16 protein-coding genes are annotated in these 13275 nt (G+C 50.4%); 13 read left to right on the top strand and 3 right to left on the bottom strand.

Features of this window, described 5'->3' with window-relative positions; genetic code table 11:
- Positions 1–101: 101 nt before the first annotated feature.
- From FDY98_RS26075 to FDY98_RS27670, 3 genes are all read left to right on the top strand, one after another.
- Complete coding sequence (locus FDY98_RS26075) at positions 102–596, top strand: helix-turn-helix domain-containing protein (protein WP_196517944.1); 495 nt, start codon at positions 102–104, stop codon at positions 594–596.
- Positions 597–734: 138 nt separating this feature from the next.
- Positions 735–1130 carry a hypothetical protein gene (locus FDY98_RS27675; RefSeq protein ID WP_340146461.1) on the top strand — a complete coding sequence of 132 codons (396 nt, stop codon included), beginning with the start codon at positions 735–737 and terminating at the stop codon, positions 1128–1130.
- Positions 1130–1489, top strand: coding sequence for a phosphatase PAP2 family protein (locus tag FDY98_RS27670; RefSeq protein ID WP_340146460.1), 360 nt, complete (start codon positions 1130–1132; stop codon positions 1487–1489). Before FDY98_RS27675 ends, FDY98_RS27670 begins: the two co-directional genes overlap by 1 nt.
- A gap of 671 nt (positions 1490–2160) precedes the next feature.
- Here FDY98_RS27670 and FDY98_RS10030 read toward each other — a convergent pair.
- Complete coding sequence (locus FDY98_RS10030; protein WP_027959187.1) at positions 2161–2721, bottom strand: hypothetical protein; 561 nt, start codon at positions 2719–2721, stop codon at positions 2161–2163.
- Between the two features lie 848 nt (positions 2722–3569).
- Between FDY98_RS10030 and FDY98_RS10025 the strand changes: the two genes are divergently transcribed.
- A complete protein-coding gene (locus tag FDY98_RS10025) occupies positions 3570–4013 on the top strand; it encodes a tyrosine-type recombinase/integrase (protein WP_442905631.1) in 444 nt (147 codons plus the stop codon).
- A gap of 329 nt (positions 4014–4342) precedes the next feature.
- Here the strand turns inward: FDY98_RS10025 and FDY98_RS10020 are convergent, their stop codons facing one another.
- On the bottom strand, positions 4343–4927 hold the full coding sequence (locus FDY98_RS10020; protein WP_027959186.1) for an NUDIX domain-containing protein: 585 nt from the start codon (positions 4925–4927) through the stop codon (positions 4343–4345).
- An 87-nt stretch (positions 4928–5014) separates the two neighbouring features.
- Here FDY98_RS10020 and FDY98_RS10015 point away from each other — a divergent pair, with 87 nt between their 5' ends.
- Complete coding sequence (locus tag FDY98_RS10015; protein WP_027959185.1) at positions 5015–5770, top strand: DeoR/GlpR family DNA-binding transcription regulator; 756 nt, start codon at positions 5015–5017, stop codon at positions 5768–5770.
- Between the two features lie 228 nt (positions 5771–5998).
- On the opposite strand, the gene FDY98_RS10010 is transcribed toward FDY98_RS10015, so the two are convergent.
- Positions 5999–6460 (bottom strand): hypothetical protein, encoded by a 462-nt coding sequence (locus FDY98_RS10010; protein ID WP_051430445.1) that lies wholly within the window; start codon positions 6458–6460, stop codon positions 5999–6001.
- A gap of 95 nt (positions 6461–6555) precedes the next feature.
- Between FDY98_RS10010 and FDY98_RS10005 the strand changes: the two genes are divergently transcribed.
- The 8 genes from FDY98_RS10005 to FDY98_RS09975 all read left to right on the top strand — a co-directional run bounded on the left by FDY98_RS10005 (position 6556) and on the right by FDY98_RS09975 (position 13274).
- The gene (locus tag FDY98_RS10005; protein ID WP_051430446.1) at positions 6556–7524 is read left to right on the top strand and encodes a LysR family transcriptional regulator; all 969 of its coding nucleotides are present in this window, start codon (positions 6556–6558) and stop codon (positions 7522–7524) included.
- Positions 7525–9027: 1503 nt separating this feature from the next.
- Positions 9028–9861 carry a transporter substrate-binding domain-containing protein gene (locus FDY98_RS10000; protein WP_035537439.1) on the top strand — a complete coding sequence of 278 codons (834 nt, stop codon included), beginning with the start codon at positions 9028–9030 and terminating at the stop codon, positions 9859–9861.
- A gap of 23 nt (positions 9862–9884) precedes the next feature.
- Positions 9885–10547 (top strand): amino acid ABC transporter permease, encoded by a 663-nt coding sequence (locus FDY98_RS09995; RefSeq protein ID WP_027959182.1) that lies wholly within the window; start codon positions 9885–9887, stop codon positions 10545–10547.
- An 8-nt stretch (positions 10548–10555) separates the two neighbouring features.
- Entirely contained in the window at positions 10556–11218 is a 663-nt protein-coding gene (locus tag FDY98_RS09990) for an amino acid ABC transporter permease (RefSeq protein ID WP_027959181.1), read from the top strand.
- A gap of 8 nt (positions 11219–11226) precedes the next feature.
- Positions 11227–11646: an ATP-binding cassette domain-containing protein gene (locus FDY98_RS29460; RefSeq protein WP_442907909.1), complete on the top strand. Its 420-nt coding sequence runs from the start codon at positions 11227–11229 to the stop codon at positions 11644–11646.
- Positions 11643–11993 carry an ATP-binding cassette domain-containing protein gene (locus FDY98_RS29455; RefSeq protein WP_442907908.1) on the top strand — a complete coding sequence of 117 codons (351 nt, stop codon included), beginning with the start codon at positions 11643–11645 and terminating at the stop codon, positions 11991–11993. Before FDY98_RS29460 ends, FDY98_RS29455 begins: the two co-directional genes overlap by 4 nt.
- Before the next feature lie 13 nt (positions 11994–12006).
- On the top strand, positions 12007–12450 hold the full coding sequence (locus FDY98_RS09980; protein ID WP_340146459.1) for a RidA family protein: 444 nt from the start codon (positions 12007–12009) through the stop codon (positions 12448–12450).
- Complete coding sequence (locus FDY98_RS09975; protein WP_081742530.1) at positions 12447–13274, top strand: IclR family transcriptional regulator; 828 nt, start codon at positions 12447–12449, stop codon at positions 13272–13274. Before FDY98_RS09980 ends, FDY98_RS09975 begins: the two co-directional genes overlap by 4 nt.
- Position 13275: the final 1 nt, after the last annotated feature.

Here is a 13275-nt window from a genome sequence, read left to right as displayed (position 1 = left end):
GGCGGGCATCAACGCACTGGATTGCTGAGCAGGACTTCAGAGCCCGATTCCCAAAGGTCAAGCTGGACACCAATGCGCTCTACGTTGAGGAGGATCGGCTGGTGACCTCGGCGGGCACGGCCGCTGGCCTGGATTGCTGCTTGTTCCTGGTGCGCCAGTATTACGGCGCGCAGATCGCCAACAAGATTGCCCGCGTAATGGTGGTTCCGCCGCATCGGGAAGGTGGGCAGGCACAGTTCATTGAACAACCGGTTGCCGTCTCCACCCAGGATGCCCATATCAATCGCCTGCTCGACTACCTGCGCGAACATCTGGCCTCCTCGCACACTATCGACGAACTCGCCGCCCGAACGGCCATGAGTCGGCAAACCTTTACGCGCCATTTTCATAAGGCCACCGGCATGACGGTCGTAGAGTGGCTGGTAAACGAGCGTTTACGGCGCGGGCGCGAGCTGTTGGAAACCACCTCCTTGTCGGTAGAAGCCATTGCGGAAAAAAGCGGCTTTCACACGGCAACTTCGTTTCGGCAACATTTCAGGCAGCGCCACCAAGTCAGCCCCCGCGACTGGGGCAAGACCTTCGGCGACAATGCCTGACTATCCTGCTAAATGTCCCCTGACAAAACGTCATCCTGCTATAGAAGTAAGCGGTTTTCCGCGCTATTGATAACACTGGCACAATAAAACCGTCAGAATCGACGTTGCGTATCACTTATCAAAGCAAGGGAGTTGCAAATGAAGCACCATGGAAAACTTGGACAATTTGGACGCCATAGCTTTTCCCTGCTGGCTCGGCTCGGCCGCTACGAACTGGCGATGCTGCTATGCGTCGCGGTACTTTCCGGTGGGATTTGGGGGTTCATCGCGCTGGCCGACGAAGTTATCGAGGGGGACACCCGTAGCATCGATGAGAGCCTACTGCTCGCCCTTCGCAACCCCGCAGATCTTAGCGACCCGATCGGGCCGGGCTGGGTTGAGGAAATGGGCCGGACTTTACCGCACTGGGCGGTGTCGGCGTGCTGGTACTCATCACATTGGGCGCCCTGGGCTACCTGTTACTTGCCAGACACTACCGCGCGGCTCTCTTTGCCTCAATTGCGGTGCCCGGCGGCATACTACTCAGCACTGTGATGAAGATGGGCTTCGATCGCCCTCGCCCGGATCTCGTGCCTCATGAAGCCATGGTCTACACCGCGAGTTTTCCCAGCGGCCACTCAATGATGTCTGCCGTGACCTACCTCACCCTGGCAGCGCTACTCATTCGCGTGCAGCCCGCGCTGAGGCTAAAGGCTTACCTTTTGATACTGGCGATATTGTTGACCCTGCTGGTGGGCATAAGCCGCGTCTATCTCGGCGTCCATTGGCCGACCGATGTACTTGCCGGCTGGACGGCCGGGGCAAGCTGGGCAGCACTGTGCTGGATCGTGATGCACTGGCTTCAGCGGCGTGGGCAGGTAGAGCCGGAAGAGAGCAGTTCGGGCACAGAATAACTTGGCTCAAGCAGAGCTGAGCAACACAGTGTATGTTGCCCAGCCACCTGGACAATTAACAGGAGCTGATTACATTCACACCAGTCTGCCATTCCGGGTCACTACTCTCGGAATCTAAGTATATGGCTCAGCCTTTTGGAGCGCTCTGGAAGGCAAATAGTCGCTTAGCAAGCAGGCGTATCATATCCCACGATTCAGTTATCAACCAGGAGCGGACTTTTAGAAATTCCGGATGTAAAGTGTAAAGCGAGCGCGTTCAACCACTTTACTACTTTAAAAGATCAGTTTTGTTTTTCTGGATATATAGCTGGGTGAATGACATCCGCGTAGAGATAAAGTAGTGCAGCAAGAAACAGCTGTATCTGGTTTGAAGAGTCCACTCCTTTACAGTAGAGAGCTGTAGCGCGTTCGAAATTGATAGCAAGATTTTCTTTGAGATTAGGAGATTCTAACGCCTCCAGGCATTCCGAAATTCGTTCCTGAATTAGAGCTAGATCTCCGGCTGATCGCCCTTGATTGTCTTCGGGAAGATACATTGGCGAACGTGGTTTCTCTATCGTATGTGCAAAGCAGGTCGTCCATCAGCGCCAATCCATCAACGTAGTTGTGAAAATCACTAGGGTTCTTCAGCTGTGAAAAATAGTGCAAGGGAAGAGAGATAAATTCCATCGTTAGGGACTCCACTTTAAAAGCTCAATTACGGCGTCGGCTTTGCTCCCAAAGTAGCCGCATGGCTCTCGGAGTTTATCGAAATGGTGGGTATAATTGTCGTTGAACAGCAGTTCGTACTCAGTCTCGTTCAGATCTGGGATCAAGAATTCGCTTGAACCCTTTAGTCCCGAACCAGCTACGGTTACTCCAGCTCTCCCAGCAGTACTCACATCGAAATTCACTCGATAGACTACTGGGTAGAAAAACTCAAGTATTACCCGATCAGCGACTCTTCTTAGATCGTTAGCGATCCGGGGTAAAACTGTTCCGTCTTTTTCCTTTGCCAAAACACCTTTCCTAACAGCTAGCCGGTGTTGGAGAAAAAACTTGTCATGTTCATCGCGATCCTGCCATGGTTGGTAGAGATCCATGTAGATCAGCAGCGGATTAGACGACTTGGGATTACTCTTTCCGTAAGGATAAAAACTCTCGGCGACATATACATAGTGCTTGCCTTCATATAAGTGCCGATTAATTGAAAGGGTTAGAAATGTAGTCGCCGAATAGTAAGTCTTTTGCATGGATCATCTCCTTTTGTGCTGTCTAATCCAGTACAACTTCAACTACTTATGATTATATTATCAATCAGAAATTGTTGTCACATATCGCCTTAAATGTGTAAGCGCCTTCAATAAGGTTATAATCAGCCACATTAGCCTCTAATATACTTAAATCATATATAGCCAAACCAAACAATATCGTTCATCGGGAAAGTTGCATTACATGCACAATACCTTTTCCAACCTAACAACTTTGAGTCACCAGCTACCCCACCCGCCCCACAAGCGTAGGTTAATTTTCTTCAATCTGCCATGAGCGAACAATGATTTAATGCTGATGTAACACCGCACTTTAGATGAAACAAACCTATCTCAGAATTATATTTTCTCACTCAGACAAACACTTACACCCAAAGCATAAGACTAGGCAGTGTCTACAAAACTTGGGGCGATCCATTAAGCACTACGAAAACAGGATGTTCAGTCAATTTTTATTATTATTTTTGACTATGCTGCTCATTGTTTCATCTAATACCGTTCTGACATGGAGGGAGTCATTCCAGTGCACAAGATTAACCTTCCACATCATGTCGGCATTTTCATTTTGACTTTTAGAGATTGCACAGTGTTCGCTCGCCTCTTAGTTGTTTCTAAAGCTCTATATCGAACCGTTCCAATCGAAATTTTTCGAAACTTCCGCTCTGGGTCGAGCCCCGACTGTAAATTAACCTTAGCACATGACGAGCATGAATTGAGCCATTCTTTGACCTCCACCTGATGGAGGAACATGCCATGAACGTTTTGACTGGAGTGTCTCCTGTACACCTACACCTTGGAATAAAGGCAGGTTAGTTGGGCAGAAGGCGCCTCTGCGTCTTCAAGATATCTGGGCCATACGTGTTCGCCTACAGCTTGCCAAAAAGACGAGAGACCTCGCCCTCTTCAATTTAGCCATCGATAGCAAATTACTAGGCTGCGACCTCGTCAATTTACGAATACGGGATATAGCTCATGGTGAGTGCATATCCCCACGAGCCATTGTGATGCAGCAAAAGACACATAGGCCCGTCCAGTTCGAAATTACCGAGCAGACTCGTATCGCTATTATCGACTGGATACAGCTGGCTCAGCTCCGGAGTGAGGATTTCTTGTTTCCCAGCCGAATCAATCGCGCAAAGCATCTTTCAACGCGCCAATATGCCCGTATTGTGAAAGCCTGGATCACCGAAATACGTCTAGATGCGTCAATGTATGGCACGCACAGGATGCTCCGTACAAAAGCTTCGCTGATATACCGTCGCACGAAAACCTGAGGGCAGTGCAACTACTCCTGGGTCACACGAAGCTGGAAAGCACCGTCAGGTATCTAGGGATAGAGGTAGATGACGCGTTGGAAATGGCAGAACAGACAGAAGTTTGATGAGGATAAACGACGGCCTATTTCGGGCCGTCGTTGTCCGGCCAGGATCGGACGTTTAGGATGTGTTGGTATAACGCTGGAGATGATCCGCCCCACTGACAGGCAACGACCGCCGACAGGGGCCGTGCCGGTTGGTTTATTACGTAGCTCGACTTCTGCGATAGATAGTAGACGGATGCTTTTCTTGAAAACCAATCCGGGACGTCACCGTTAGCCAGGCCATTAGTTACCTAGTCGCAGGGCCACATGCTGTAGCAACATAATGGTTTTCCCATCGACAATTATCCCTTCCTGAATCAACTGCAAAGCCTTTGCTAAAGGCAACTCCAGTACTTCTATGTCCTCCCCCTCTTCTTTCAGACCACCTCCTTTGCCTATTCTTAATTCCGCATCGTAATTTGCAATGAAGAAGTAGAGCTTTTCAGTGACCGATCCAGGGCTCATAAAAGCTTCAAAAACCTTTTCAACATGCTGAATACGATAGCCAGTTTCCTCCTCCACCTCGGCACGTATACGTTCCTCGGGCGAAGCATCATCAAGCAAACCTGCAGCGGCCTCAATCAACATGCCATCATGGCCATTGACGAATGCGGGGAAACGGAACTGACGCGTCAGCACGACAGTGTGTCGTTCGCGGTTGAATAGCAAAATGGTAGCACCATTGCCGCGATCATAGGTTTCACGGCTCTGCCGCTGCCATACGTTGTCATGGCGAAGATAGTCGAAGGTCGTTTTCTTCAACACGTACCAATCATCGGACAACACTTTAGTTTCGATGATTCTGACCCGGTTCTCGGTCGCATTCATTTCCTTTCTCTTTGGCATTATGATGAAATTCAGCTTAGTATGCATTATCGTGCATTATCAAGCTATTTCGTGTATAACGAGGTACGTATGCTGACACGTCAGAGGAAAAGCGAAATCTTGGCCCAGCTCCAACGCGATGGCCAAGTCATTTCCAAGGCATTGAGCGAAACATTTGGCGTCTCGGAGGATACGATTAGACGTGATCTGCGGGAGCTCTCTAGCGAAGGGCTTTTACAGCGTGTCCATGGCGGCGCACTACCCGCCTCGCCTGCAGTAGCTGACTTCACTCACCGACAGTCGATCGAGTCGGTGACCAAACGCGCCGTCGCCGGAGTCGCAGCCAAGATGGTGACCCATGGTCAAGTAGTGATACTAGACGGCGGTACTACAGCAGTAGAAATGGCACGACAACTACCTAAAGAGCTAGTAGCTACAGTCGTTACTCATAGCCCCAGCATTGCTGTTGAGCTGGTTGGTCACCCTAAAATTGAGGTCATTCTTATTGGCGGGAAGCTTTTCAAGCACTCTATCGTTACCGTGGGCACGGCGGCGATAGAAGCGCTCTCCCACATTCGTGCTGATGTCTACTTTATGGGCGTGACCGGCGTGCACGCTTCTGCCGGTTTGAGCACAGGAGATCTTGAAGAGGCTTATATGAAGCGCGCGCTCGCGGCTCATGCTGCCGAGACGGTGGTACTCGCATCATCGGATAAACTTAACGCCGCATCACAGTACATGATCGGTGACCTCTCCCTCGCTAGTACAATTATTGTTGAGAAAAGTACCGATGTTTCATTGACGAATCCACTTGCCGCAGCTGGTGTTACGATTATTAGCGCTTAATCAATGACAAGTGTAATGAAAAGTGAACCAGTAAGGCTGTATAGATGACTGCTTTGGGTCGACCTGTGCTATGTAGTGTGCTCAGCACCAGGCATGGTCTGAGCCATTCTTTCCTCTCCACCCCTGGAGAGCCACACCATGAACGCCTCACGGTTTTAGTCGTCTGGGTATAAGAGCCTGAAGCTATGGCAGGCCACAGCTTCAGGCCCCAGATAGAAGTTCTCCCGGTCACGGATACTGGCCGTCGGCGTCGTTGGTCGGATGCTTAGGTGTTCCAGAAGCTGTCAGCGGTTTGAAACGGTCAAACTGAACCCAAAGGGTCATTCCGCCGGTTGCCACCAAGATGGCAGCGAGCGGCAGTCCGGCGGGATTCAACATCATATGAAACGCCACAATCACCGCCATCACAGGCGCAAGCAATGCCAACCCTAGTGCAGGCGCTCGATTGCTCAGCAACAACGAAGCGCCGATCAGTTCGATAATTTTCATCAAAGGCCAGAAAAATCCAACCTCTTTGAGAGCGGCTTCAAAAGCCAGACCATCTACTGATGTTGGTGGGTGGATGAGATGCGATCCCGTAAATATGTACCAAAACCCATCAATTGCGCCGATCAGGAAGATGCCTCCAAGCATCAGTCTTGGGCCAGTATCAACAAATAGAGTCTTTGCGTTTGGTAGCGAGAGTGCCATCGTGAATTCCTTTCAGCTGCATATTGATCTTTGACCGATACGGGGCCATTATGCTGGGAATTCCGTGTCATAAAAGCAAATAGTATTCATTTAGCATGAATGAAATTCAGATTAGAAACCTGGACCTGAACCTGCTTTTGGTCTTCCGTGTGTTGATGGATGAGGGCAGTGTCAATCGGGCCGCAGAACAACTCGGCCGTACGCCTTCGGCAGTCAGCCATGCTTTAGGTCGGTTGCGCGACCAGCTTGGTGATCCGCTTTTGGTTCGTGTTGGTGGAATTATGCAGCCCAGTCCAAGGGCTCTCGCACTTTACCAAGAGATACAGCCGATCCTCGCCCGGATTGAACGCGCAGTGCAGCCGCCAGCGGAATTTGATCCCTCGAAAAGCACACGTATTTTCAAAATAGCCGGCCCCGGTTTGGACATTGTGGCCACAGAAGTTGTCCGAAGGATGCACAGAGAAGCACCAGACTCCGGCCTTGCATGGCAGCCCCTGTCAAAGGAGACCATGGGTCAGATCGTCAGTGGCGAAATAGACATTGCCTTTGGGAACGCAAACTTCCCTCTCCCGGCAGGATTGAAGGCTAAGGCTCTCCCCCCATTAAAACGCTATGTCTTCGCTCGTCATGGACACCCAGTTTCAAATGACTGGACAACGGAAAGTTGGATGAGCTGGCCTCATGTCGTTGTGCGCACTCCAGGTGCAACACATGGAACCGTAGAAGAGCGGCTCGACAGCTTAGGTCTGAAACGCCGGATTGGGTTACACGCTGCCAGTTGGTCAGGCATTGGTGCGGTCTTAAACAATACCGACATGCTGGGTAATTTTGTCGCGCTTTGTCTACTGGGAGGCGCGCAGGGTGAAGATATTCAGGTATTTGAGCCTCCCGAACCCTTGCCTGACGTGTCTTTTCGGGTGATGTGGAAATCAGAACTTGATGGTGACCCCGCCACCCGGTGGCTACGCAATATTGTTTTGGCGACGTTCGATGCGCTAATCGATGAGGCTGACCGACGCCTCGCAGCATCTGACATCATCAAGCCGCGCCAAAGCACCTGTTAGGGTTCTGTTGCAAAATTTACGGGCGACGAGTAGTGGGGTTGGTGACCTCGTCAATTTATGAGTTCGGGTTTATAGCCCATGGCGCGTGCATATTTCCACGAGCCATTGTGATGCAGCAAAAGACACATAGACCTGTCCAGTTCAAAATTACCGAGCAAATTCGCATCGCTATTATCGACTGGATACAGCTTACTCAGCTCCAGAGCGAAGATTTCTTGTTTCCCAGCCGGATCAATAGCACAAAGCATCTTTCAACGCGCCAATATGCCCGTATTGTGAACATAGGTCACTGAAAATAGGTCTAGATGCGTCAATGTATGGCACGCACACGGTGCGTCGTACAAAAGCTTCGCTGAGATACCGTCGCGCGGAAAAAATTGAGGGCAGTGCAACTGTTCCTGGATTCGCGCATTAGAGTTATAAACTGATAATCATCCATAATAATTTTCCTCATTCACTACAATAGTCTATGGAGGTCAGGCCACCATTGCCAAGCACTTTCCAAAACTTTGGCTCCGCCTGTTTTCTTTGATGCAACTCGATCATGAAAGTCTTCCATACTTTTTTCGAACCCCATATCTTTCAAAATCTTTCATTCAATCGAGTCATTTTTTCTAACATGGCAATAAAATCAAACCAATCGCCGTTCTTAAAAATATAATCCTCCTTCTCCCCAACTTCAGAAGCACCTAGGATAAGCATATAATTCACTTGACCCTAGCTGTAACAATTACCTATAAACTTCAAATAAATAAATCACTTATCGCTTATCGCTTATCGCTTATCGCTTATCGCTTATCGCTTATCGCTTATCGCTTATCGCTTATCGCTTATCGCTTATCGCTTATCGCTTATCTTTTAAAATAAATTGTTACCAATACAGCTACAACACTACTACCTGCAATGATGTAAAAACAATAATAAAAAAATTAAACCATTCCCCATCTCAACCTCGCAGAATGATATTAATCATTACTAGGATTGACGATCATTAATTGGACCACCACCCGCGCTAGCAACTCTACCAATATAAGTTAACACTCTTTAATCGGCCAAGAGCGGGCGTTTAGTGATCCAAAGTTTAAAAAAACCTTCGTATTCTCTACAGAATTCTGAAAACTGGCAGTCATACTAAGGTTAATTCTCTGCGACGCATATACGCTAAACATTGTCGAACAGACACTAGAAGTAGACTAGCTAACCCGGCGCAGCAGGAGCTCAATAGTCTTAGCCAAGTGCGCCCCGACGTCCATGCCGAACGCTGAGACAGCAATGTCAGGGCGGCGCTTTTCAGCTGCGAGAGAGGCTTAGATAGTTGCTTAAAACCATATGCTTTCGGACTTGACAGTCGGAGCAATTCAGTACGCGCACATCAAAAAAAACAGTTGACAAGCTCAGACAACCAATACTAACTTGAATCTGTAATTATAATCTGCCTTCCAATATACCGGAATATATCAAAATCTAATATAACGAAATATTCCAACAAGGAGACTCATAATCATGTTCAAACCCCTAACCCAACTCGGTACCGCTGCGTTCGCCTGTTGCGTATTTGCCAGCGCAGCTCAGGCCGATAAACTTCAGGATGTTCTCGACCGCGGATATCTAATTGCGGGAACCGGAAGCACCAATTCACCCTGGCACTTCATGGATGCCAATAATGATCTCGTGGGATTCGACGTCGACATGCTTCGGCTGATCGCCAAAGGCTTGTTCGATGATTCCGAGGCGATCGAATTCGTCAACCAATCTGGCGATGCGCGAATCCCAAACCTCGCGACCGACAAGGTTGATGTGGCCTGCCAATTCATGACAGTGACAGCCGGCCGCGCACAGCAAGTTGAGTTCACGATCCCCTATTATCGTGAAGGCGTGGGCCTGATGCTGATGGCAGACGGCGAATACGCCGATTACGACGCGCTTAAGGCGGGTGGTAGTGACATCACAGTATCGGTACTGCAGAACGTTTATGCTGAGGAAATGGTGCATGCCGCCCTGCCCGAGGCTACGGTCGACCAGTACGATAGCGTCGATCTGATGTACCAAGCGCTGAATTCGGGCCGCGCTGATGCAGCAGCAACTGACCAGTCGTCATTGAGATGGTACATGACACAGAATCCGGATCGCTTTTCCGACGCTGGATACGGCTGGAATCCCCAAAGCTATAGCTGCGCTGTCAAGCCCGGCGAGCAACGCTGGCTGAACTTCGTGAATTCGGTTCTGCACGAAGCTATGACAGGTGTTGAATTCAACACCTACGCGGCTTCCTTTGAAGAGTGGTTCGGCGTGCAGCTCGACCCGCCCCAGATCGGTTTTCCGATCGAGTATAAATAACACAAGACATCCTGGGGCGATTTATGGACTACGATTTCAATTTTGCAGCGGTGTGGCGAGACTTTGACATCTTGCTCTCCGGCTTGGGGCTGGGGTTGGTATTAGCCGTGATATCCATCGCGATCGGTTGTCTGATCGGGCTGTGTTTAGCCTTTGCGATGCTATCGAAAAAAAGGCTCATCCGGTGGGCTGCAACAGTCTATGTCTCGGTATTTCGAAACACGCCGATCCTAGTGTTAATCCTCTTTACCTTCTTCGCCCTGCCTGAGTTCGGTATTAACCTTGGCAAAATTGAAAGCTTCATCGTCACGCTTTCGGTCTACTCAGGTGCTTACTTAACCGAGGTCTTTCGTTCTGGCCTCGTCTCGTTGCCCCCAGGGCTTCGAGAGGCCGGGCTGACAGTCGGATTGACCGAGTTCCGAACCAAGATTTTAATCACAATTCCGGTCATGTTCCGTCGCGTTCTGCCTGCGCTCGGCAATAACTTCATTTCTCTGTTCAAGGATACCTCGCTCGCTGCGGTCATTGCCGTTCCTGAGCTTACTTTCTACGCCCGCAAGATCAACGTGGAGACTTTCCGTGTCATCGAGACTTGGCTGGTCGCAAGCCTTATGTATGTTATCGCCTGCTCAATCATTGCCGCAATTCTGCGGCGTACCGAAAACCGTCTGGCGATCCCGAAATAGGTGTCCGAATGGATATAATGCAAGCCCTTGATGCCATCTGGTCGGCGCGTTGGCCGCTTCTAGATGGCTTTGGCAATACAATCCTAATTTCAGCTGTGTCGATCCTGCTGGGCACGCCCCTCGGCGTCGGCGTCGGACTGATTCTCTCATATGGAAACAGAGTCTTACGGTTCGTCGTACGCCTATATTCCGATTTCCTGCGTGGCACGCCGGTCTTCGTACTGATTCTTGCCTGTTTCTATATTCTATCGATCGTAGGAATTCAGCTTTCAGCCTTTCAAGCAGGTGTCTTCGCGCTCACACTATTCTGCTCATCGCATGTCGGAGAAATCGTGCAAGGCGCCCTGAAGACCATCCCCAAGGGTCAGACTGAGGCAGCGAAATCTGTGGGACTGACATTTTTTGGAACGTTCTTCTCAGTGCTCCTTCCACAGGCACTTCGAATGATCCTGCCTACCTGGGTGACCACTGCCACTGAAATTGTGAAAGCTTCGACGCTGCTCTCGGTCATCGGCGTGGTCGAGTTATTGCTGGCGACGCAGCAGGTGATCTCCCGCACATATCTTAGTCTCGAACTCTATTTCTTTGCCGGACTTGTCTTCTTCCTTATCAACTTTGCGATTGAAAAAGCCGGACGCTTCGTCGAGCGCAAAGTCTCGCTGCCCAACTGAGGTTCACATTGACTATTCCCGTTCTAGAAATCACAAATCTGCATAAAAAGTTCGGCGAGGTCGAAGTGCTCAAGGGCATCGACCTAACCATGCAAAGTGGTAATGTCGTGAGTCTGATCGGCTCGAGCGGATCAGGAAAGACAACCCTGCTCCGCTGCGTTAACCTGCTGGAAGACTACGAGGATGGCGTCGTCGCTGTTGAGGGGGAACAGATCGGTTACAAGCAGCACAAAGGTAGGCGCATCCGGCTTAAAGAAAGGGAAATCGCCCGCCAGCGCGCCATGACCGGTATGGCTTTCCAGCATTTCAACCTTTTCCCGCACATGAGCGCGATACATAATGTCATGCTGGGTCTGATCAAAACTCGCAAGACCCGAAGGACGAGGCCTACGCTGCCGCCGAGGGTTGGCTGGACCGTGTGGGCATGAAGAATTGGAAGGATCATTACCCGGGCCAACTTTCCGGTGGCCAACAGCAGCGCGTCGCCATCGCCCGCGCGATCGCCATGAACCCTGTGCTCATGCTCTTTGACGAGGTGACCTCCGCGCTTGACCCGGAATTAGTCAGCGAGGTACTGGCAGTCGTCAAGGATCTCGCCTCCGATGGCATGACGATGCTCTTGGTTACTCACGAGATGCAGTTCGCTCACGACGTGTCGGACACAGTCGTCTTCATGCAGGATGGACGCATTGGCGAGCAAGGTCCGCCCGAACAACTCTTCCACAATCCGAAGTCAGAGCGTCTAGCGGCATTCCTCAAAAGTTCAAAGTTTTGAATAAGGGTAAAACATGAGTATTAAAAGATACGGTGTAAACGAATCCAAGGGCTCCGGGCGTCAGGCGCTGCCGTTTGCTAAAGCGACAGAGGCCGACGGCTGGCTCTATGTTTCTGGCCAGACGCCGATGGTAGAGGGTGAGGTGATTGACGGTGGAATTGTTCCACAGGCCCATCAGGCGATCAGCAACATGATTTCGATAGTGGAAGCAGCTGGCTATAGCGTTGCTGACATCATGCGAGTAGGTGTCTGGCTCGACGACCCACGCGATTTCTGGAGCTTTAACAAGATCTTTGCCCAGTACTTCGGCGACCACCCCCGGCCCGAGCCTGTGTTCAATCCGCAATGGTCGTCGACTGCAAGGTCGAAGTTGACTGCATTGCCTTTCGCAAGACGACCTGACCAAAATGCCCTGCAGAGGGCACACCCAACGAAGAAATGGCCGGTACCTGAATGAGCAATGTGAAATCTGCCTCTCCCACCAGAACGAAGGAACGCGGGCTGGAGCGCGCCTTCTTGATCCTCGACTACCTTTGCATAACCAGCGAGCCACAGCGACCCATCGATATTGCAACCGGCATGGGGGCACCAAAGTCCTCAATATACGAACTGGTCGGCCTGCTGACGGCAGCAGGTTTACTGGAACGAACTGACTCTGAAGGACGGGTTTTCCTCGGACGCAAGCTGCACTACTGGGGGCTAAACTATTTGAAGCACTTCGACATAATGGGTCTTGCCCGACCAGTACTGGAATGGATCACAGATCAGACGCGGGAGACATCACAGTTATGTATGCTCGAGCGAGATAAGTACTTCGTAGCGATGATGAACGAGGGTAACCGACCGTTCAGGATCAGTGCTGATGTCGGTGAACGGACGCCCATCCCCTGGACTGCGTCGGGCCGTTTGCTTCTCGGCAACCTTTCGGCGGAGGAGATCTTGGCGCTGATTCCACCTGAGGACTTTATAAGTCCCCACGGGGGCCATATTGATCCTCAAGAGTTTGTCGAAAGCGTGCAGACGGCCTGGAACGAGCAATTTTTCTCTTTTGACAGCATCGCTGACAATTTCACCCATTGTTTTGCGGCACCAGTGCTAGATGCCGAAGGAATTTGCCAGAGCACCGTCTGCATCATCGCCCCCAAGCAAGACGCGATGGAAAACTATGCTCTTTATCGCGCAACTCTCATTCAGGCTGGAAAGAGCTTGTCGCATCTGCCCAATTTTCAGACTCCTAAATTTAAGGCCCAGTTGCGAGATAACCTGACAGCCAAAACTTAAG

Origin of the sequence: Halomonas sp. PA16-9, assembly GCF_009728585.1 — a bacterium.
Taxonomy (GTDB): domain Bacteria; phylum Pseudomonadota; class Gammaproteobacteria; order Pseudomonadales; family Halomonadaceae; genus Vreelandella; species Vreelandella titanicae.
Note: the sequence above shows the minus strand (reverse complement) of the source record. Positions and strands in the feature narration are given on the sequence as shown.

Coding starts and splice junctions, on each gene's coding strand:
- FDY98_RS29455 (WP_442907908.1), top strand. CDS start 11,643: ATGAAGAATTGGAAGGATCATTACCCGGGCCAACTTTCCGGTGGCCAA.
- FDY98_RS10030 (WP_027959187.1), bottom strand. CDS start 2,721: ATGCAAAAGACTTACTATTCGGCGACTACATTTCTAACCCTTTCAATT.
- FDY98_RS09980 (WP_340146459.1), top strand. CDS start 12,007: ATGAGTATTAAAAGATACGGTGTAAACGAATCCAAGGGCTCCGGGCGT.
- FDY98_RS10010 (WP_051430445.1), bottom strand. CDS start 6,460: ATGGCACTCTCGCTACCAAACGCAAAGACTCTATTTGTTGATACTGGC.
- FDY98_RS09990 (WP_027959181.1), top strand. CDS start 10,556: ATGGATATAATGCAAGCCCTTGATGCCATCTGGTCGGCGCGTTGGCCG.
- FDY98_RS10015 (WP_027959185.1), top strand. CDS start 5,015: ATGCTGACACGTCAGAGGAAAAGCGAAATCTTGGCCCAGCTCCAACGC.
- FDY98_RS09995 (WP_027959182.1), top strand. CDS start 9,885: ATGGACTACGATTTCAATTTTGCAGCGGTGTGGCGAGACTTTGACATC.
- FDY98_RS27675 (WP_340146461.1), top strand. CDS start 735: ATGAAGCACCATGGAAAACTTGGACAATTTGGACGCCATAGCTTTTCC.
- FDY98_RS09975 (WP_081742530.1), top strand. CDS start 12,447: ATGAGCAATGTGAAATCTGCCTCTCCCACCAGAACGAAGGAACGCGGG.
- FDY98_RS10020 (WP_027959186.1), bottom strand. CDS start 4,927: ATGAATGCGACCGAGAACCGGGTCAGAATCATCGAAACTAAAGTGTTG.
- FDY98_RS27670 (WP_340146460.1), top strand. CDS start 1,130: ATGAAGATGGGCTTCGATCGCCCTCGCCCGGATCTCGTGCCTCATGAA.
- FDY98_RS10000 (WP_035537439.1), top strand. CDS start 9,028: ATGTTCAAACCCCTAACCCAACTCGGTACCGCTGCGTTCGCCTGTTGC.
- FDY98_RS10005 (WP_051430446.1), top strand. CDS start 6,556: ATGAATGAAATTCAGATTAGAAACCTGGACCTGAACCTGCTTTTGGTC.